Genomic DNA, 19,477 nt, shown 5'->3' with positions numbered 1-19,477 from the left:
GTAATATTGCTACTTTAAAACAATGGTTTGTATCGCTTTTGCCTCGATTATTAAACTATAATTATTATTTTCTATATCCAAAGAAATTTCAAATGAATCTTTGTTATTGTTGTAAACTACAAGTACTAAACTGCCATCTTTATTCTTAGCAGTAGTGTAAATAATACCATCAATTTTTGAACTTTTTGCATCAATTCTAACTGCATTAGGCCTAATAAATTTACTAAAATGACCCAATAAATAATATAAAGGAGTGTATATGACTTCATCTGTATTTGGATTTATCAAAACAGGAGCGCTATTAAAATTGTCATAAGGATTTGGTTTGCCTTCATTACTTAAAATCATGCACCACTCAATATAGCCTTGTGTGCCATGATTTAAATCTGTAATAATATCATAGGCATAAGTTTCAAAAGGAATAAATTTACCTGCATAATCTGTACTTTCTCTCCAATACTGCCCAATAGGATCTTTAACATCTAAATCAATACTAGATTCAGTATGAATCATGGCTTTTTTAGGCCAGTTTTTATGCAGTTTGTCTAGTTCGTCAGCATAATAATTATTTGCTTTCAACTCAGAATTTGCATACCAATGAAACCCAGTTCCCCAAGCATATTTATTCGCTTCAGCATCATTATAGATGGTGTTTGCATAATTATTCATAACAGATTTGTTATGGTCGTAGATTATAATTTTAACACCTTCAATTAAATTGGATGTATTTAAATGACCATCTTTTACAAATTGAGGGCCTAAATGATTTTTTAAAAAATCTCTACCTTGTTCTGGTGTAAAACCATTACTATCCCATCTAGCATCATGATAATGAAGGGGTTCATTTTGTGGAGTTAAACCCCAAATATCAATTCCTTCTTCTTTATAGGCGCTTACATATTTAGATAAATATTCTGCCCAAATAGGATAGTATTTTGGGAGTAAACTACCATTTGTCATTGGGCTAGTTTCATTACTTTTCATCCAAGAAGGAGGGCTCCAGGGTGAAGCAATCAATTTAAAATCTGCACCTTCAACATCTAAAGCCTCTTTAATCATTGGTATTAAATCGTAACTAGGTTCTTCTAGAGCAATGTTTTTTACTTGATCGTTTTCATTCCCTGTGAATCCTTTTAAATCTTCGTTAATACTAAAGGTTGATAAACTCAAATCGTTTTCCTCTACATACGTATAGTGATTGTTGGAATAGTCGCTACTATTTATATGAGTTCTGGTTAATGAAAAGCCAACGCCCTTTGTTGGGCTAAAAAGTTTGTTCAATACATCTTTACGAAGATTTGCAGGAATTGTTGCCAAATTCCAAGCTGAAGATTCTGTAAATGATGCTCCAAATCCATAATATTTTTGAAATTCAATTTCAGGATGAATTGAAATATTAACTTTTTTTGTGGCTTTTTTATCTTCTGAATTATTATCTGTTGTGACTAGTTTGAGGTTATCACCAGAAAAAGAAGTTTGGTAAACTTCTAGTTTGTATTTCTTAGACTCTTTTTGCGTTTTACAACTACCAATTAAAAAGAAACTAAATAATATTAATGATTTTACTATAAATTGATTGATACTTTTTTTTGGCATTGTATTTCTAATTTATGCTATTTCTCCTCTATGTGGTTTTAAGGCATCTCTATACGTTTTCAAGTCTTTTTCATCAACAATTATGTAGGCAGAAACCAACATAGGATTGTTTTCTTTGATATCAGTTTCATGAAACGCTAGTTTTTCTGAAACAGCAAATTCTTTTAAATGTATGGTATGATGTTTTGCAGTTTCTTTTGCATCAGGGCCTCTAAAATCCCACAATAATTTAATTTTTCTATCCATTCTATTTAATGATTGATGAAGATAAATAAATTTCCTTCTGTAAAGGAAATGCTAACTTCATTTTTAACGGCTCTATTTCTAGTGCCTATTCTTTCTCCAAAAGTCAAGTTTTCCTTTTTTAAAGGATATTGTAACCCTTGAGTGGAAATTTGCTTTGCTTCAGGAAAAGGTATTAGTGAAACAATTTTTTCTTTGCAGTTTTTAATTGATGTAACCTTATCAGCTAAATAATACGTGCTGTAATTATCATAAAAGGTAAGTTTTAATTTGTATTGCCATTGAATAGCTGTGTGTAAATTACCTAAAAAATGATCTTGTTCTGAACCACTTGCACCATAAACATCAACATGATAAAATCCTTTATCAAATAGAATTTGAAGTATTTTATCAAAATCTGTAAAATCTTGATCTGGAGTTTCTATGAATTCTATGTCTTTTGGAAAATTGGTTAAAGAATCAAAATCGCCAGTAACAAAATTAGGAGAAACGTTGTTTTCTTCTAAGTATTTGTAAGCACCATCAGTAGCACAAATTAGTTTATACTCATCTAAATTTGGTAAATGCTTTGGTTTATCACCATTTAATAATAAGAAAACTTTGTCTTTATTCATCTATACAAAAATACAAACAAAAAAAACATCAACTCTTTATTAGAGTTGATGTTTTTAAAAGCGAATAATTGTAGTGGTTAGCTTTTTTTAGAAATCAAAATAATAGAAAAAAGTTTCCCAATTAGAAAGATTACTAAACCAAAAGTGGGGGACAATAAGCCAACTTTAAAACCGCCAGCCAAAACTTGTGAAGAAATATCTGCTGCTTGTGAAATGGCTTCTAAAGCACCTAGCATTCCAATAATAAAACCTAAAACTCCAAACACAAAAGAAAATAAACTAAGTTCTTTTAATAAATTTCTAGTTTTTTCGGAATTGTCTTTTAATCCTTTTACAAATAAAACAATAATTGCAATTAATAGTAGTAATAAAGGAACCATAAATATTGGTCCACCTTCCATAATAAAGTTCATAATGTATCTTTTTTAATTATAGTGTAAATGTATCTTTAAATAGTAGTTTGTAATTTTATTTGCGACGAACTTCTAAATTTCAACTGCTTTTAACCTAAATGTTAGTCTTAGTACTATTTTACACAAAACAAGTAGAATCGACTATTAAAACTGTAATTCGTCTCTAGTTTACTTTTGCAAGATAAAAAAAACCTTATTTTGTAGTATGAATAAGAATGTACTTCATAAAATAAAAAAAGTGCCTTTACACCTCTTGTTTTGGGTAGGTGTTTGGTTTTTCTTTTTTACTTTTTTTAGTGTGGGTTCTGCCAACAAGAGTTTTATTTTTTGGTTTTCTACCATTTTAAGTGCAGTATCCATTGTAGCTTCTTACAGTTTTATGTATCAAATTATTCCAGATTATTTAATACAAAAAAAGTACAGCAAGTTTGTGTTATATACCATTTATGCTTTCTTATTTAGCATGAGTGTGGTTTTAATGACTATGGTTTTTGGTTTTGTGTTTTTCTATAATTTAGATTATCAAACAATGCCAAGTTTAACCAAAAACCCTAGTGTTATTTTAGTTTGTGTATTCTTTATTGTGGCTATTATGAGTAGTTATAAAGTAGTAAAATATAATCTAAAAACTATTGATGATAAACGAGTTTTAGAAACCAAAATTTTAAAAACAGAACTGCAATTAAAAGAGCAAGAATTAAGGTTTTTAAAAATGCAAATTCATCCTCATTTTTTATTCAATACCTTAAATACTATTTACGGTTTTGCCTTAAAAAAATCTGAACATACTTCAGAAATGATACTTAAACTCTCTAATTTATTAGACTATATTTTATATCAAATAGAAGAGCCCTATGTATCTTTAAATGACGAAATAAAACACATTAATAATTATATCTCTCTAGAAAAACTGCGCTTTCAGGATGGTTTAGACGTGGATTTTGTTGCAGAAGGTATTAATGATGATATAGAAATACCACCTATGCTATTTTTGCCTTTTGTGGAGAATGCTTTTAAACATGGACATCAAATAAAAAACGTATTAAAAGTTAATATTCATTTAGAGCTAATAGAGCATAGTTTGATTTTTAAAATGACCAATTCTACTAACTTAAAGAGCCAAACAAAAGAAGGTATTGGCCTGGTTAATATAAAAAAGCGATTAGAAATGATTTATAATGATACTTTTGATTTAAATATTAAGAGTAACTCAGATTTGTATTCAGTTCAATTGTCAATCCCAATAAAAAAGCATGAATAAGTACAGTTGTGTTATTGTAGATGATGAGCCAATGGCGAGAGAAATTTTAGAATCCTATATTCTAAAAACACCTTTTTTAGTCTTGAAAAAGGTATGTAAAAATGCATCAGAAGCTATTTTGTTCATGCAGTCTAATACAGTTGATCTTTATTTTTTAGACATAAACATGCCAGAAATAAGTGGTTTGAGTTTGGCAAAAATCATTAAAAACAACTCAAAAATTATTTTCACAACTGCTTATAGAGATTATGCTGTGGAAGGTTTTAATTTAAATATTGTAGATTATTTATTAAAACCATTCTCTTTTGATCGATTTATAGAAGCAGTAGAAAAAGCGACAAGTGTTGAAGATAAAGTTGAGGTGAAACATGATTTTATGTTTGTAAGATCAGATCGAAAAATGATAAAGATAGATTTCGATTCTATCTTATATATAGAGAGCTTAAGTGATTACCTAAAAATTTACTTGGAAGATAAAACTGTGGTTTGCAGAGAAACCATAAGCGGATTTGAAGAAAAATTACCAAAACAACTGTTTATTAGAACTCATAGATCTTTTATAGCAGCCATAAAAAAGATAAATTCTTACACAAATGAGTTCTTAGAAATTAAAGATAAAGCTGTGCCTATTAGTAGAAGTTATAAAGAATCGGTTTTAGATAAATTAGCAGAATTATAGTTATAGGTTTATATTTGTAGTAAATTTTTATACTTTGAATACAGATCAGTTTTTAGTAAAATCAGACATAAATTTAATAGAAAACACAAAGTTTACGTGGAAAACTCCAAGTAACATTGCATTGGTTAAATATTGGGGTAAGAGCAATCCTCAAATACCAAAAAACGCTTCTATTAGCTTTACTTTAAATAACTGCCATACAATAACCACTATTGATTTTGAGAAGGTAGAAAAAACCACTGAGGTTACTTTCGATTTGTTTTTTGAGGGTAAAAAGAAAGAAGAATTTAAGCCTAAAATTGCAGAGTTTTTTAAAAGAATTCAAGACTATTGTCCTTACATTTTTAATTATAAAATGACGATAAACTCAGAAAACTCATTTCCTCATTCCAGTGGAATTGCTTCTTCAGCAAGTGGATTAAGTGCAATTGCAATGTGCTTAATGAGCTTAGAAAATGAATTGGTACAAGATTTATCTCAAGATTTCATAAATAAAAAAGCATCTTTTTTGGCTAGGCTAGGTTCTGGAAGTGCAAGTAGAAGTATAGAAGGGCCTTTAGTTGTTTGGGGAGAACATCCTGCAATTGTAGAAAGTTCAGATTTGTATGGTGTGCAATTTCCTTTTAAAGTAGATCCTATTTTTCAAAATTACCAGGATGTAATTTTACTGGTAGATAAAGGAGAAAAACAAGTTTCGAGTACTGTTGGGCATAACTTAATGCACAATCATCCTTATGCAACAAATAGGTTTCAACAAGCGAATGACAATCTTGAAAAAATTACTACCATTTTACAAGAAGGTAAAATTAAAGAATTTATTCATTTGGTAGAAAGTGAGGCGCTTACACTGCATGCAATGATGCTTACAAGTTCTCCTTATTTTATTTTGATGAAGCCAAATACGCTAGAGATCATTAACAGCATTTGGGAGTACAGAAATAAGACCAATAGTAATATTTGTTTTACTCTAGATGCAGGTGCAAACGTACATGTGTTGTTTCCTGAAAATGAGAAAGATGAAGTGCTACAATTCATTGATAAAGAGTTGTCTAAGTACTGTCAGAAAAATCATTATATTTGTGATACAGTGGGTTTAGGTGCTACAAAAATGTAACTTACTTGCTGTTAATAAGCCCTTTATGAATATCAAAATAATATCACCTTTACTTTTTTTACTTTTTATTTCTTTTACATCTCAAGCTCAAAGCAAGGTTTATTTTGATGCCAATTGGAATGTAGTTACCAAAGAAAAAGCGGTTTATTACAGAACAATTGCTACAGAAAAATCTAAAAAGCAATGGATTATTGACTACTATATCTCTGGAAAAAAAGCACAAGAAGCCAACTATATTAAAGGAAAACCAGATGGTAAGTTTTTAATGTATTACGATTCTGGAGAATTAAAAAGTATTGGTTTTTATGAAGATGGATTAAAGGAAGGTGTTTGGAAAACCTATGATAAAAACGGAAAAATTATAAAAAAAGGGAAATACAAGAATGGTGAAAAAGTGGGAGTTTGGAAAACTTTTTACAAAAACCTGTAAATCCTATTAACATAAATATTCGTATTTTTGTAAAACAATTGTAAAAGAGAAATGAAAGGTCCATTATTTTATGCTAAAATTCTTCTTTTTGGAGAATATGGAATCATTAAAGATTCAAAAGGTTTAGCTATTCCATTTAACGCTTATAGAGGTGCTTTAAAATCATCTAAAGTGTTAGAAGGTGCAGCTAAAGAATCTAATGCTAATTTACTTCGTTTTTACAATCACTTATCTCAGTTAAATTCAGATAAAGTAACTTTTAATTTAGAAGCTTTTAAAAATGATATCGAAAACGGAATGTATTTCGATTCTTCTATTCCTCAGGGTTATGGAGTAGGAAGTTCAGGAGCTTTAGTAGCCTCTATTTATGATAAATATGCTACAGATAAAATTACGGTTTTAGAAAATTTAACCAGAGAAAAACTACTTAAATTAAAGGAAATATTTTCTTTAATGGAATCTTTCTTTCATGGTAAAAGTTCTGGATTAGATCCTTTAAACTCTTATTTAAGTTTACCAATTTTAATCAACTCAAAAGAAAATATTGAACCTGCAGGAATTCCTTCGCAAAAAGAGGGGAAAGGAGCAGTGTTTTTGTTAGATTCTGAGCAAATAGGAGAAACTGAACCTATGGTTAACATTTTTATGAATAAAATGAAAAACGAAGGGTTTAGAAAAATGATAAGCGAAGAATTTGCAATGCATACAGATGCTTGTATAGAAGACTTCTTATCTGGTAATGTTTCTTCTCTTTTTGGTAATGTTAAAAAATTATCTAAAGTTGTATTAAAGAACTTTAAGCCAATGATACCTGTTGCTTTTCATAAAATTTGGGCACAAGGTATAAATTCTAACGATTACTACTTGAAACTATGTGGTTCAGGAGGTGGTGGTTACATCTTAGGTTTTACAGAAGATTATAAAAAAGCGCAAGAAAGCCTTAAAGATTACAAGTTAGAATTAGTATACAGATTCTAAATCATCTCTTATGAGTTCTTCAAAAATGAAGACTTTCCTTAAAAAAATTTTTAGTTTACTATCTGTTGTAAGAGGCTATAACATTTTGGTGTTAATTGCTGCTCAATATTTAGCGGCTATCTTTATTTTTTCGCCCCAAAATTCTATTAGAGCTGTTGTTTTTGATTTACACTTATTATTTACTGTAATTGCAACTGTTTGTGTTGTAGCAGCTGGTTATATCATCAATAATTTTTACGATGTTAAGGTAGATAGAATTAATAGACCAGTAAAAACAGGGATTGATAATTACGTAAAGCAAGAGACTAAATTAAGTCTCTATTTTCTATTAAATTTTATTGGGTTTGTATTTTCTTGGCTTGTTAGTTGGAAAGCTGCTCTTTTCTTTTCGGTTTATATTTTCGGAATTTGGTTTTATTCGCACAAACTAAAAAAATATCCTTTTACAGGATTAATATCAGCCACTGTTTTAACCATCTTACCCTTTTTTGTCATTTTTGTGTATTTCAAAAACTTCTCAGAAATTATCTTTGTGCATGCCATTTTTCTATTTTTAGTAATTATGGTTAGAGAGTTAATTAAAGATTTAGAAAATATGAAAGGTGCTCTAGCCAATAATTATAATACTTTTTCTGTGGCTTATGGTGAGCGAAAAACGAAAGAATTATCTATTGTTTTATTAATTTCTACCATATTTCCAATTGCTATTCTATTTCGTTTTCCTGAATTGAGTTACATGAAATATTATTTTTACTTAGCCTTGGTTACCTTAATTGCTGTTGGTATTTTACTTTGGGTGTCACACCAGAAAAATCAATATAGATTGTTACATAATACTCTGAAGATCTTACTCTTAATAGGTGTTTTTTGTTTGGTTTTTATAGATACTTCATTGCTCTTAGAAAAAGTAATAGATAGCTTAAATTAGAAATCTAATTTAAGTACCTTTGCAAAAATTTATAAAATGAATTCAAATAAAAACTCGTCGAGAAGACGACTTGAAGGCAAAAATAGTAAGCCTCTAAGTAGAAAACCCTCTAACAAGAGAACTTCAAAAAAAGATTCTAACAAATCTTCGCAATCAAGCCAAACCAACACATCAACAGGAATACGTTTAAACAAATACATTGCCAATTCTGGAGTATGTTCTAGAAGAGAGGCAGATACGTATATAGAACATGGAAGTGTAAAGGTTAATGGTAAGTTGGTTACAGAAATGGGCTATAAAGTACAACCAGATGATGTAGTACAATTTGATGGTACATCTATTACACCAGAGCAAAAAAGGTATATTTTATTAAATAAACCTAAAAATTACATTACTACCATGGATGATGATCGTGGACGTAAAACAGTAATGGATTTGGTCTCTAATGCATCAAAAGAGAGAATTTATCCTGTTGGACGTTTAGATAGAAACACAACTGGTCTACTATTATTTACCAATGATGGTGATTTGGCTAAAAAATTAACGCATCCAAAGCACAATGTGCGTAAATTATATCATGCTTCTTTAGATAGAAAACTAGATTTAAAGGATTTAGAGAAGTTAAGAGGTGAGGTAATTATTGAAGGTAGAAAAGTATTTATAGACGCTGTTTCTTATGTGGATGGGCAACCTAAAACAGAAATTGGTATCGAAATTCATTCTGGTAGAAATAGAATTGTAAGAAAGATTTTTGAACACGTAGGCTATAAAGTAAACAAACTAGATAGAGTTATTTTTGCTGAGTTAACTAAGAAAAATTTACCAAGAGGTAGGTGGAGAGCTTTAACTAATCAAGAAGTAAGCAATTTGCAAATGATGAAATAATTGCTATTTGCAAAACAATTTAATAAACCTTTTAAGTTCTTCTTAAAAGGTTTTTTTATGCGTTAACTACAATGCAGTCTATCAACTTTGCAGCAAGTTGAGCTGTAATGTCATCTTGATCAAAAATTGGGTTAAGTTCTGCAATATCACAAGCAATGATTTTCTTACTTTTTAATAAATAAACTAAAGTTTGATGAACAAAATTGGGGGACAATCCAAAAGGAGAAGGTGCACTAACTCCAGGAGCATATGCAGATGATAATCCATCTAAATCTATGGTGATGTAAAGCAAATCGATTTTAGTTAAAAAGGAGGTTAACTTAGATTTAATTTCTTCAGAAAAGGTCTCACATTCTAAATTGGTAATGAATGAAACGTTTTTTTCTCTTGCAGTATTGAATAATTCTTTGGTATTAGATCGTTGTTGAATCCCAATTGCCAAATAGGTTACATTATCATTTTCTGATAATATTTGATGAAAGGGCGTGCCAGAATTTGGTTGAAAAGTTGTTGTTCTTAAGTCAAAATGAGCATCAAAATTTATAATTCCGATTTTCTGTTCCTTACTATTTTTTACTCCATTTTTGATTCCATTAAATGTAGCATAAGCAATATCATGTCCTCCACCAATTCCTATTGGAAAATGGTTGTTGGAAATCAATTGAGATATTGTTTTAGAGAAAGCAATTTGGCAATCTTCTAAATTGTTTTCAGTGCAAATAATATCACCAAAATCTGTGATTTTTTTATCGTTAAAATGGATGGGCAATTTTCCTAATTTACGTCTAACAGAATCTGGTCCATTTTTTGCACCAATTCTACCTAAATTTCTTTTTATACCTTCATCGCAAGCATAGCCAATAATTCCAAATTGATTTTTTGATTTTTTATCAATGTCTGAAATATTGGAGATAGAGATTTTTTCATGCCAATATTGATCATTATGTTCAGATATTCTTCCTGAATATAATTTCTTATTTGCTTCTTGATATTTAACTTTTAAATTCTTGAGAAACTCCATTTTTACGATTTAATTTCTTGCCCTTTTAAATATACTTTGGCTACACTAAGATTACCAAAAGAATAAGGGATGTAGTTGTATGAATTTATTTCTTTGGTAAGAATTAGGTTTGCTAATTTACCTTTAGTTATAGAGCCCACTTGCTCTTGAAGATTCATAGCATAAGCACCATTAATTGTGGCTGCATTTATGGCTTCTTCAGGCGTCATTTTCATTTTAATGCAAGCTGTAGAAACTACAAAATTCATGTTTCCTGAAGGAGTAGAGCCTGGATTATAATCTGTAGCTAAGGCTAATGGCAATCCAGAATCAATCATTTTTCTAGCAGGTGCATAAGGTATTCCTAAAAAGTAGGAACAACTTGGCAAGGCAACTGGCATTGTTTGCGTATTTTTTAAATCGGCTATATCATGATCTCTCATTACCTCTAAATGATCTACAGATAAAACATTATGATTTAAACCTTCCTGTACGCCACCAAATGCATTAAATTGATTTACATGAATTTTACCTTGTAAGCCATATTTTGAGCCTGCTTTTAAAATCATTTTAGTATCCTCTAAAGAAAAGTAACCTTGTTCACAGAAAACATCAATGAAGTCAGCTAAATTTTCTTTTTCAATTATTGGTAAAACTTCATTAACTAAAAGGTTTAAATAGCCTGTTTTATTATTTTTAAATTCTTTTGGAACTGCATGTGTACCTAAAAAAGTTGCTTTAATTTCTATAGGATAATTTTCCTTTAAACGTTTAATGACACGTAACATTTTCAGTTCTGCATCTTTAGTAAGACCATAACCGGATTTAATTTCAACAGCACCTGTACCTAACTGAATGATTTCTTCTAAGCGCTTTTTACTTTGATAATAAAGTTCATCTTCTGAAGTGATTTGTAATTTCTTGGCCGAGTTTAATATGCCACCACCATTTTCTGCAATTTGTGCATAGGTTAAGCCTTTTATTCTATCTACAAATTCGTCTTCTCTATTACCAGCATAAACCAAGTGCGTATGGGAATCACACCAAGAAGGTAAAATCATTCTACCACTAGCGTCAATGACTTTACAATGGATTTTTGGACAAATTTTCATAGGTCCAAAATCTTTTATGAGACCATTTTCTATAAGTAAGAATGCATTTTTTATGGTGGGTAGTATGTTCATTTCTTCTCCTGAAAGAAATTGGATGCTACCTTCTCTTACTTGCAGTAATTCTTTAATATTTTTGAATAGTATTTGCATTAGAAGAGGTTTTTTAAATGGGTTTCATCTACTAAGTTAGGTAAAGTTACTTTTAGATTTGGAGTTCTTTCTATTTCTCTTTTAATAGCAAAAATGGCTTCGTCATTTCTAGCCCAACTTCTTCTAGCTATACCGTTATTTACATCATAAAAGAGCATGTTTTTAAGTTTTTGTTCGGCTTTAGAAGTACCATCTAGAAGCATTCCAAAGCCACCATTAATAACTTCTCCCCAGCCAACACCACCTCCATTATGAATAGATACCCAAGTTGCACCTCGAAAACTATCTCCAATTACATTATGTATAGCCATATCTGCAGTAAATTTACTACCATCGTAAATGTTAGATGTTTCTCTAAATGGTGAATCTGTGCCACTTACATCATGATGATCTCTCCCCAAAATTACAGGACCAATCTCTTTATTTTTTATAGCTTTATTAAAAGCTTTAGCAATTTCTATTCTACCTTCTGCATCTGCGTATAAAATTCTAGCTTTAGAGCCAACCACCATTTTGTTGGATTTTGCATTCTCTATCCAAGTGATGTTATCTTGCATTTGAAGTTGAATTTCTTGGGGTGATTTTTTCATCAATTTCCGTAAAACCTTCGCAGCAATTTCATCGGTTTTATCCAAATCATCATCATTACCTGATGCACAAACCCATCTAAAAGGGCCAAAACCGTAATCGAAACACATTGGGCCTAATATATCCTGTACGTAAGATGGGTATTTAAAATCGATATTATTATCAGCCATAATATCTGCACCTGCTCTTGAAGCTTCCAATAAAAAGGCATTTCCATAATCGAAAAAATAGGTTCCTTTTTCAGTATGTTTATTAATTGTATTTGCATGCCTAATCAACGATTGCTTAACCTTTTCTTTAAATAATTCAGGATTTTCTTTGATTAACGTATTGGCTTCTTCATAGTTTAAATCTGCTGGATAATATCCTCCTGTCCAAGGAATATGAAGCGAGGTTTGATCTGAACCAAGGTGTATAAAAATATCTTCTTCATCAAATTTTTCCCAAACTTCAATTACATTTCCTATGTAAGCAATAGATACAATTTCGTTATTTTTTTGTGCTTTTTTGGTGATTTCAACTAGGATGTTTATATCATCAATTAAAACATCTACCCAACCTTGTTGATGCCTTTTTATAGCAGCATTTTTATTTACTTCAGCACAAATAGTAATGCAACCTGCAATGTTGCCAGCTTTTGGTTGTGCACCACTCATACCACCTAAACCAGCAGTTAAGAAAATTTTTCCATTCGGATTTTCATCGGGTTTCAAAATTTTACGAAAGGCATTCATTACAGTAATTGTTGTGCCATGAACAATTCCTTGTGGCCCAATGTACATAAAAGAACCTGCTGTCATTTGTCCATATTGAGATACGCCTAAAGCATTAAATTTTTCCCAATCATTAGGTTTAGAATAATTAGGAATCATCATTCCGTTTGTAACCACTACTCTTGGAGCGTTTTTACTAGAAGGAAATAATCCCATTGGATGACCAGAATACAAATGCAAAGTTTGTTCATCTGTCATTAAAGCCAAATATTGCATAACCAATAAGTATTGAGACCAATTTTGGAAAACAGCTCCATTACCACCATACGTAATTAGCTCTTCTGGATGTTGTGCAACATCAGGATTCAGGTTATTTTGAATCATTAACATTAGAGCAGCTGCTTCTTGCGTTTTTGCAGGGTATTGAGAAATTGGCCTAGCATAAATTTTATGTTTTGGTTTAAAACGAAACATATATATTCTTCCATATTCAATTAGCTCTGCAGCAAATTCTGGTGCTAATTCTTCATGCCATTTTTTTGGAAAGTAGCGTAAAGCATTTTCTATTGCCAATTTCTTTTCAGAAATCGACAAAATATCTTTTCTTTTAGGAGCCCTATTTGCACTTTCTAAATCTCTATTTTTAGAAGGTAATTTGTTGGGAATTCCTTGTAGTATTTCTTCCTTAAAAGTCATAGTATATTTATTTTACAATTACTTTTTTGTTCTTTACGAGCTGAATTAGAGCATTTATATCGTCTTTCAACAAACGATCTTCTTCTAGTTTTTTAACTTTAGCTCTTATAATTTTATGATTCTTCTCTATAATTTCAGAAAAAGTATTAGGTCTTCTAAATTCTAAAGCTTGTGCAGCATAGAGTAATTCAATGGCTAGTATCTTTTCTAAATTTTCTAAAATCTGATTTAGTTTTCTACCAGAAATACTTCCCATAGAAACATGGTCTTCTTGACCTAGAGAAGTTGGAATGCTATCTGCAGAAGGAGGAAAGCAAAGCGATTTGTTTTCTGTAACCAATGCTGCAGTTGTGTATTGAGGAATCATAAAGCCAGAATTTAGTCCTCCACTTTTGGTAAGTAATCTTGGCAGCCCATATTTACCTTCCAATAATAAATAGCAACGTCTGTCTGCAATATTACCTAACTCAGAGGCTGCAATAGAGCAATAATCTAAAGCCATAGCTAAAGGCTGACCATGAAAATTCCCTCCAGAAATAGCTTCAGTTTCACTAAGCACAATTGGGTTGTCTGTAACAGAATTCATTTCTATTTCTGCTAATTCTAGTAAATGATTAAATGCATTTCTAGAGGCACCATGAACCTGTGGAATACACCTCATAGAATATGGGTCTTGAACACGTTCGCAATTTTCATGAGAGGCGATGTTCTGAGAATCTTTAAACAAATTTCTCATTCTTTTAGCTACATCAATAGCACCTTTAAAAGGTCTTATTTCATGCAATTCAGCTTTGAAAGGAGATGAACTACCTTTATAACCTTCTATACTCATAGCTCCAGAAACATCAGCCAAATCAAGTAGGTATTCCATTTTTGCAAGGCCAGTTATGGTGTGTGCTAAAATAAATTGCGTTCCGTTAATTAAACCTAAACCTTCTTTAGCTTCAAGTTCTATAGGATCTAAATTGTAGATTTCTAAAATTTCTTTGGCAGTATATATTTCATCATTTACCCAAAAATCGCCTTCACCAATTAAGGGTAAAAATAAATGAGAAAGTGGAGCTAAATCGCCAGAAGCACCCACAGAACCTTGCTTAGGAACAGTTGGTAGTAAATCATTTTCTATAAAAAAAACGATACGTTCTATAAGCTTTAATCGAACACCAGAAAAACCTTGACAAAGAGCATGAACTTTGCAAATCATCATTAATTTAGATAAGCGTTTGTTTATGTTTTCACCTACACCAACTGCATGCGTAATCAATAGATTTCTTTGAAGTAGGTTGGTTTCTTCTTTAGAGATTTTTACATCACAAAGAGGTCCAAAACCAGTGTTTATTCCATAAACCACTTTATCACTTTCTGTAATTGCAGTAACTTTTGCTCTACAACTATTAATATTAATTTTTGCTTCGGTTGTAATTACTGCTTTTAAAGTTCCGTTAGCTATTTTGTTTACTTTTTCAAGTGTAAGAGTATCTATTCCGTATTTAAACATTGTGTTCTATTGTGTTGTATTGCTACAAAGTTATAATTACTTTTGATGCTTTATAATATCATTTATATCGTTAAATAATGCTTACAGGTTATCAAATAGAATTACGTCATATCAAATATTTTTTAGCAGTTGCTGAAGAATTGCATTTTAGAAAAGCCGCAGAAAAGCTATTTATTTCTCAGCCAGGATTAAGCAGACAGATTAAAATTTTAGAGGAGGAATTAGGTGTAGTTTTATTTGAAAGAAATAATAGAAACGTAGTATTAACTGCAGTTGGTGAGTATTTAAAAGTAGAATTTACGAATCAATTAAAAATGTTAACAAATACATTGGATAGTGCAAAACTGCTTCAAGATGGTAAAAAGGGAGATTTAAAAATTGGGTATGTAGGTTCTGCTATGCAGGATGTAATTCCTAAATTATTAATCAATTTTGAAAAGCAAAACCCTAATGTTTTGTTTGATTTAAAAGAGTTGGATAACAAAAAGCAAATTGACGATTTATTGGCGTTGTCTATCGATGTTGGTTTTGTAAGGTTAAGAAGAATTCCTAGAGATTTAGAAATTAGAACAGTTTTGAATGAGCATTTCTGTTTGGTTTTACCAAAAAATCATCCTGTAGATAAAACCAATTTTAAAAGTATATCCGACTTTAAAGAAGCTTCTTTTATTTTGTTTGATTGGAAATACAGTGCGTCTTATCATGAAAAAGTGATGCAAATTTTTGATGATTGTGGATTTACTCCAATAGTTTCTCACAATACCATTCACTCAAGTTCTATTTTTAAATTGGTAGAAAATAATTTCGGAATTTCTATAGTGCCAAAATCTTTAGCTAAAAAAGAAGGTTATAAGATTAAGTTTATAGATTTAGATATGATACCTCAAAGAACCAAGCTTTCTGTGGTTTGGAATAAGAAAAATACCAACCCTATTTTACAGGAATTTCTAAATCTTATTTAAATTTAGGGTTTCTAGAGTCATATCATTTTGACTTTATACGTATTTTACTAAAAGCAAAAACCCTGTAAACGAATGTTTACAGGGTTATAATGTGGTACCTCCAGGAATCGAACCAGGGACACAAGGATTTTCAGTCCTTTGCTCTACCAACTGAGCTAAGGTACCATTACCATTAGCGGATGCAAATATAAAATGTTTTTTTACATCTCCTACATAAATTTGAAAAAAATGTGTTGTATTTTTGAAATTCCTTAAATTTAAAGAATGAATTTAACAATTGATGTTGGTAATACAAGAGTAAAAGCTGCTGTATTTGAGGATGATAAGCTTCTTTTATTTGAAGTTTTTATGCTAGACGAAATTATTACTGAAATAAAAAAAATAGTAGAATCATATGCAGTTCAAGAAGCAATAATTGCAAATGTTTCCTCAATTTCAGAGAAATTGCTCAATAATATCAATAAAATTGTGCCATTAACTAGAGTTAGTTCTACAATGCAACTGCCATTTACAAACAATTATGCTACACCTCATACTTTAGGTTTAGATAGGTTAGCACTTGTTTTTGGAGCTGTTTTGGAACATGAAAATCAAAATACACTTATCATAGACGCTGGTACTTGCATAACTTATGATTTTGTAAGCAAGGATAAAGAGTATTTTGGAGGCGCTATTTCTCCAGGAATTCAAATGAGATACAAATCATTAAATCATTATACTTCTAAATTACCTTTGTTAGATTCTCAAATTCCTAATTATTTTATTGGTGATAGTACAGAAGAAAGTATTCATTCAGGTGTTGTTAATGGGGTTGTTCAAGAAATTGAAGGCATCATTTCTCAATACAAAAACAAATATTCAGATTTAACAGTTGTTTTAACAGGAGGAGATACAAATTTCTTGTCAAAACAATTAAAAAGTAGCATATTTGCCAATCAAAATTTTCTCCTAGAAGGATTAAATAGAATACTTATTTTTAACAATAACAAATGATTAGAAAGATTATAGTAATTGTTTTACTATTTGCTTCTGTAAGCTTTATGGCCCAAAGATCTAATTCATCTCCTTATTCATATTTTGGAGTAGGTGAAGAATTTAATACGAATACAGTAATTCAAAATTCTATGGGAGGTATTGGTGTTGCATTTAACCATTACAAATATTTAAACTTTACAAACCCAGCAGCTTACGCAAATTTACGTTACACGACTTATGGTTTTGGGTTGTTGAATAACGATTTAACAGTAAAAACGGCCAATACAAGTCAGAATAGTACATCAACAAGTATTACATATGTTGCTTTAGCTGTTCCAATTGGTAAAAAAGCTGGATTTTCTATTGGTTTACAACCTTTTTCTTCTGTAGGATATTCTTTAAATAATGCAGTTTTAAATTCAGATGGTAGTACTTCAGAAATTACACTTTATTCTGGAAATGGTGGTATTAATAAAATATATGGAAGCTTTGGTATTAAATTATTCAAAGAATTTTCTTTAGGATTAGAGGCAGATTTTAGCTTTGGTAATGTAGAAAATAGTATTATCAACCAGAGAGACAATGTTTCTTTAGCAACAAAGTATAATGAGAATACAGATATTAGAGGAGGTGCTTTAAAAATAGGTGCTCAATATAAAAAGGAACTAAAAAATAATTTAGTATTAGATTTAGGAGCTACTGTAAAATTAGAGCATGAATTGAATGTTACAGGAAGAGATTATTTATATTCATTAACTTTTGCCAATGGTGGTTCAGAATCTCCTAGAGATACTTTATCTACATCAACCATAGATGGTAGTTTTAACATACCAATCAAATCTACATTTGGTGCTGGTATTGGTAAACTAGACAAATGGTATGCAGGAGTTGAGTACGAAAGTCAAGATGCTTTTACTACAAATGGGCTTTTAGCCAATTCGAATGACGCATACAGATATGGAAAATCGAATAGATTTTCTTTAGGAGGATATTACTTACCTAAAATAAATTCAATTTCAAGCTATTGGAATAGAGTTACTTATAGAGCTGGTTTACGATTTGAGAACACTGGTTTACTGGTAGATGGTACAGGAACTAACACAAATTTTACAGAAATTAAGGACTTTGGCATATCTTTTGGTTTAGGTTTACCACTAAAGAGATTATCTACCATTAATGCTGGATTTGAATTTGGTAAAAGAGGAACTACAGAAAATAATTTAATTCAAGAAAATTATTTTAATTTTAGATTAAGCTTATCTTTGTCTGAGACTTGGTTCGTAAAAAGAAAAATAGATTAAAATAAAACTATCAAAATGAAGAAAATAACGTTTTTACTAGCAGCAACCCTTTTATTTATTTCTGCTAAAACTAATGGGCAAGATGATGCAAAAATAGAGTGTCAAAAAAACTATAACTTATTTAAAGGTGATTATACCTCTAAAAAGAACGATGATGCTTTAGTTAATTTGAATTATTTGTTAGATAACTGCCAAGATTTATCTGTAAGTATCTATCAATTGGGTTCTACATTGGCTGAAAAACGTCTTAAAGATCCTGCATTAGCTAAAAGAATTTACGAACAAAGATTGCAGTATTTTCCGAAGAAAAACCCAGCAAAGGTTCATAGTGATTATGCAACTTATTTGTTAAAAAATAAATTAGGTTCAGAAGAAGAGGTTTTTGCTTTACTAGAAAAGGCTTATAGTATAGACCCTACAAAAATGGGTGTAAAAAACTTATATGTTTATTTTCAAGGAGTAACTGATAGAAATAAAGATGCAAATCCTCAAAAAGTATTCGATACTTATGATGATGTTTTAGAAAATGTAAACAAGAAATTAGATAATTACGCAGCTCAATTAAGAAAATTAAGTGTAGATACTGTAAAGAATAAAAAGAAAATTTATGCTTACACTGTGAACTCTAAAGCTTTAGGTCAAATTGAAGGAGGTTTAGATAATATGATTTCTGAAATTGCAACTTGTGAGAGATTAGTTCCTTTATATGAAAGAGACTTTGAAGCAAATAAAACCAATTCTGTTTGGTTAAGAAGAGCAGTATCTAGAATGTTCCAAAAAGAATGTCAAGATGAACCAATGTATGAGAGGTTAGCTCAAGCATATGCAGAGGCAGCACCATCACCAGATTCATATACATTTTATGCAGGAATTTTAGAAAAGAATGGCGATGATAGTGGAGCTGCAGCAATGAGAGAAAAAGCTTTTCAATTAGAGACAGATCCTTTAAAGAAAGCAAAGTACAAATTAAAATTTGCTCAAGCAGCTAAGTCTAAAGGACAGTTGTCTAAGGCAAGAAGTTTAGCTAGAGAAGCAATTAGTTTTAACCCTAACTATGGTAGAGCTTATTTATTAATTGGTAGCTTATATCAATCAAGTGTAAACAGTTGTGGAGATGATGAATTCGAAAAAAGAATGGTTTATGCAGTTGCATTAAGACAAGCGCAAATTGCTGCAAGAGTAGACCCAAGTATTTCATCTACTGCTTCTAGATATATTAGAAGTTACAAAGCAAACTTACCAAGTAAAAAAGTAATTTTTACCAAAGGTGCACAAGTTGGAGCTTCACATACAATTAAATGTTGGATAGGTGAAACTGTTAAGGTTGCTTCAAGCGACTAA

The 19,477-nt window shown here is 30.5% G+C and carries 19 protein-coding genes and 1 tRNA gene; 11 read left to right on the top strand and 9 right to left on the bottom strand.

The annotated features are described in order from the left end of the window. Window positions 1–9: 9 nt before the first annotated feature. The 4 genes from V7R38_RS02105 to V7R38_RS02090 form a co-directional block, all read right to left on the bottom strand. Window positions 10–1,596 (bottom strand): glycoside hydrolase family 30 protein, encoded by a 1,587-nt coding sequence (locus tag V7R38_RS02105; RefSeq protein WP_334055851.1) that lies wholly within the window; start codon window positions 1,594–1,596, stop codon window positions 10–12. A gap of 12 nt (window positions 1,597–1,608) precedes the next feature. Next, entirely contained in the window at window positions 1,609–1,842 is a 234-nt protein-coding gene (locus V7R38_RS02100; protein ID WP_334055850.1) for a hypothetical protein, read from the bottom strand. 5 nt (window positions 1,843–1,847) lie between these two features. Then, window positions 1,848–2,453: a thiamine diphosphokinase gene (locus tag V7R38_RS02095; protein WP_334055849.1), complete on the bottom strand. Its 606-nt coding sequence runs from the start codon at window positions 2,451–2,453 to the stop codon at window positions 1,848–1,850. Window positions 2,454–2,530: 77 nt separating this feature from the next. Further along, a complete protein-coding gene (locus V7R38_RS02090; RefSeq protein ID WP_334055848.1) occupies window positions 2,531–2,866 on the bottom strand; it encodes a MotA/TolQ/ExbB proton channel family protein in 336 nt (111 codons plus the stop codon). A 205-nt stretch (window positions 2,867–3,071) separates the two neighbouring features. On the opposite strand from V7R38_RS02090, the gene V7R38_RS02085 reads away from it, so the two are divergent. From V7R38_RS02085 to V7R38_RS02055, 7 genes are read left to right on the top strand one after another with little or no spacing between them, the layout of a single operon-like run. Further along, window positions 3,072–4,127 carry a sensor histidine kinase gene (locus V7R38_RS02085; protein ID WP_334055847.1) on the top strand — a complete coding sequence of 352 codons (1,056 nt, stop codon included), beginning with the start codon at window positions 3,072–3,074 and terminating at the stop codon, window positions 4,125–4,127. After that, the gene (locus V7R38_RS02080; RefSeq protein WP_334055846.1) at window positions 4,120–4,806 is read left to right on the top strand and encodes a LytR/AlgR family response regulator transcription factor; all 687 of its coding nucleotides are present in this window, start codon (window positions 4,120–4,122) and stop codon (window positions 4,804–4,806) included. The genes V7R38_RS02085 and V7R38_RS02080 overlap by 8 nt, the downstream gene beginning before the upstream one ends. Before the next feature lie 34 nt (window positions 4,807–4,840). Then, a complete protein-coding gene (locus V7R38_RS02075; RefSeq protein WP_334055845.1) occupies window positions 4,841–5,920 on the top strand; it encodes a diphosphomevalonate/mevalonate 3,5-bisphosphate decarboxylase family protein in 1,080 nt (359 codons plus the stop codon). Between the two features lie 25 nt (window positions 5,921–5,945). Further along, window positions 5,946–6,350, top strand: a complete 405-nt coding sequence (locus V7R38_RS02070) for a toxin-antitoxin system YwqK family antitoxin (RefSeq protein ID WP_334055844.1) — start codon at window positions 5,946–5,948, stop codon at window positions 6,348–6,350. A gap of 51 nt (window positions 6,351–6,401) precedes the next feature. Further along, on the top strand, window positions 6,402–7,328 hold the full coding sequence (locus V7R38_RS02065; RefSeq protein ID WP_015482005.1) for a mevalonate kinase family protein: 927 nt from the start codon (window positions 6,402–6,404) through the stop codon (window positions 7,326–7,328). A gap of 10 nt (window positions 7,329–7,338) precedes the next feature. Continuing rightward, the gene (locus V7R38_RS02060) at window positions 7,339–8,256 is read left to right on the top strand and encodes a geranylgeranylglycerol-phosphate geranylgeranyltransferase (protein ID WP_334055843.1); all 918 of its coding nucleotides are present in this window, start codon (window positions 7,339–7,341) and stop codon (window positions 8,254–8,256) included. Window positions 8,257–8,292: 36 nt separating this feature from the next. After that, window positions 8,293–9,141 (top strand): pseudouridine synthase, encoded by an 849-nt coding sequence (locus V7R38_RS02055; protein WP_334055842.1) that lies wholly within the window; start codon window positions 8,293–8,295, stop codon window positions 9,139–9,141. A 55-nt stretch (window positions 9,142–9,196) separates the two neighbouring features. On the opposite strand, the gene hutG is transcribed toward V7R38_RS02055, so the two are convergent. Genes hutG through hutH form a run of 4 tightly spaced genes read right to left on the bottom strand, consistent with a single transcriptional unit; the run spans window position 9,197 to window position 14,898 of the window. Beyond that, window positions 9,197–10,162, bottom strand: a complete 966-nt coding sequence (gene hutG, locus V7R38_RS02050; protein ID WP_334055841.1) for a formimidoylglutamase — start codon at window positions 10,160–10,162, stop codon at window positions 9,197–9,199. Between the two features lie 2 nt (window positions 10,163–10,164). After that, window positions 10,165–11,403 (bottom strand): imidazolonepropionase, encoded by a 1,239-nt coding sequence (hutI, locus tag V7R38_RS02045; RefSeq protein ID WP_334055840.1) that lies wholly within the window; start codon window positions 11,401–11,403, stop codon window positions 10,165–10,167. Continuing rightward, window positions 11,403–13,400 carry a urocanate hydratase gene (locus tag V7R38_RS02040; RefSeq protein ID WP_334055839.1) on the bottom strand — a complete coding sequence of 666 codons (1,998 nt, stop codon included), beginning with the start codon at window positions 13,398–13,400 and terminating at the stop codon, window positions 11,403–11,405. The genes hutI and V7R38_RS02040 overlap by 1 nt, the downstream gene beginning before the upstream one ends. A gap of 7 nt (window positions 13,401–13,407) precedes the next feature. After that, on the bottom strand, window positions 13,408–14,898 hold the full coding sequence (hutH, locus tag V7R38_RS02035; RefSeq protein WP_334055838.1) for a histidine ammonia-lyase: 1,491 nt from the start codon (window positions 14,896–14,898) through the stop codon (window positions 13,408–13,410). A 77-nt stretch (window positions 14,899–14,975) separates the two neighbouring features. On the opposite strand from hutH, the gene V7R38_RS02030 reads away from it, so the two are divergent. Beyond that, window positions 14,976–15,860 carry a LysR substrate-binding domain-containing protein gene (locus V7R38_RS02030; RefSeq protein ID WP_334055837.1) on the top strand — a complete coding sequence of 295 codons (885 nt, stop codon included), beginning with the start codon at window positions 14,976–14,978 and terminating at the stop codon, window positions 15,858–15,860. Between the two features lie 92 nt (window positions 15,861–15,952). On the opposite strand, the gene V7R38_RS02025 is transcribed toward V7R38_RS02030, so the two are convergent. Continuing rightward, window positions 15,953–16,025 (bottom strand) — tRNA-Phe (locus tag V7R38_RS02025). Window positions 16,026–16,124: 99 nt separating this feature from the next. Between V7R38_RS02025 and V7R38_RS02020 the strand changes: the two genes are divergently transcribed. From V7R38_RS02020 to V7R38_RS02010, 3 genes are read left to right on the top strand one after another with little or no spacing between them, the layout of a single operon-like run. Then, on the top strand, window positions 16,125–16,853 hold the full coding sequence (locus V7R38_RS02020; RefSeq protein WP_334055836.1) for a type III pantothenate kinase: 729 nt from the start codon (window positions 16,125–16,127) through the stop codon (window positions 16,851–16,853). After that, window positions 16,850–18,136, top strand: coding sequence for a TonB-dependent receptor (locus tag V7R38_RS02015; protein ID WP_334055835.1), 1,287 nt, complete (start codon window positions 16,850–16,852; stop codon window positions 18,134–18,136). Before V7R38_RS02020 ends, V7R38_RS02015 begins: the two co-directional genes overlap by 4 nt. Before the next feature lie 15 nt (window positions 18,137–18,151). Then, on the top strand, window positions 18,152–19,477 hold the full coding sequence (locus V7R38_RS02010) for a tetratricopeptide repeat protein (RefSeq protein ID WP_334055834.1): 1,326 nt from the start codon (window positions 18,152–18,154) through the stop codon (window positions 19,475–19,477).

Source organism: Polaribacter sp. P097 (assembly GCF_036864555.1).
Taxonomy (GTDB): Bacteria; Bacteroidota; Bacteroidia; order Flavobacteriales; family Flavobacteriaceae; genus Polaribacter.
Note: the sequence above shows the minus strand (reverse complement) of the source record. Positions and strands in the feature narration are given on the sequence as shown.

Excerpts from the sequence above, each read along its gene's own strand:
- V7R38_RS02105 (WP_334055851.1), bottom strand. The coding sequence starts at position 1,596 with ATGCCAAAAAAAAGTATCAATCAATTTATAGTAAAATCATTAATATTA.
- V7R38_RS02100 (WP_334055850.1), bottom strand. The coding sequence starts at position 1,842 with ATGGATAGAAAAATTAAATTATTGTGGGATTTTAGAGGCCCTGATGCA.
- V7R38_RS02095 (WP_334055849.1), bottom strand. The coding sequence starts at position 2,453 with ATGAATAAAGACAAAGTTTTCTTATTATTAAATGGTGATAAACCAAAG.
- V7R38_RS02090 (WP_334055848.1), bottom strand. The coding sequence starts at position 2,866 with ATGAACTTTATTATGGAAGGTGGACCAATATTTATGGTTCCTTTATTA.
- V7R38_RS02085 (WP_334055847.1), top strand. The coding sequence starts at position 3,072 with ATGAATAAGAATGTACTTCATAAAATAAAAAAAGTGCCTTTACACCTC.
- V7R38_RS02080 (WP_334055846.1), top strand. The coding sequence starts at position 4,120 with ATGAATAAGTACAGTTGTGTTATTGTAGATGATGAGCCAATGGCGAGA.
- V7R38_RS02070 (WP_334055844.1), top strand. The coding sequence starts at position 5,946 with ATGAATATCAAAATAATATCACCTTTACTTTTTTTACTTTTTATTTCT.
- V7R38_RS02065 (WP_015482005.1), top strand. The coding sequence starts at position 6,402 with ATGAAAGGTCCATTATTTTATGCTAAAATTCTTCTTTTTGGAGAATAT.
- V7R38_RS02060 (WP_334055843.1), top strand. The coding sequence starts at position 7,339 with ATGAGTTCTTCAAAAATGAAGACTTTCCTTAAAAAAATTTTTAGTTTA.
- V7R38_RS02055 (WP_334055842.1), top strand. The coding sequence starts at position 8,293 with ATGAATTCAAATAAAAACTCGTCGAGAAGACGACTTGAAGGCAAAAAT.
- hutG (WP_334055841.1), bottom strand. The coding sequence starts at position 10,162 with ATGGAGTTTCTCAAGAATTTAAAAGTTAAATATCAAGAAGCAAATAAG.
- hutI (WP_334055840.1), bottom strand. The coding sequence starts at position 11,403 with ATGCAAATACTATTCAAAAATATTAAAGAATTACTGCAAGTAAGAGAA.
- V7R38_RS02040 (WP_334055839.1), bottom strand. The coding sequence starts at position 13,400 with ATGACTTTTAAGGAAGAAATACTACAAGGAATTCCCAACAAATTACCT.
- hutH (WP_334055838.1), bottom strand. The coding sequence starts at position 14,898 with ATGTTTAAATACGGAATAGATACTCTTACACTTGAAAAAGTAAACAAA.
- V7R38_RS02030 (WP_334055837.1), top strand. The coding sequence starts at position 14,976 with ATGCTTACAGGTTATCAAATAGAATTACGTCATATCAAATATTTTTTA.
- V7R38_RS02020 (WP_334055836.1), top strand. The coding sequence starts at position 16,125 with ATGAATTTAACAATTGATGTTGGTAATACAAGAGTAAAAGCTGCTGTA.
- V7R38_RS02015 (WP_334055835.1), top strand. The coding sequence starts at position 16,850 with ATGATTAGAAAGATTATAGTAATTGTTTTACTATTTGCTTCTGTAAGC.
- V7R38_RS02010 (WP_334055834.1), top strand. The coding sequence starts at position 18,152 with ATGAAGAAAATAACGTTTTTACTAGCAGCAACCCTTTTATTTATTTCT.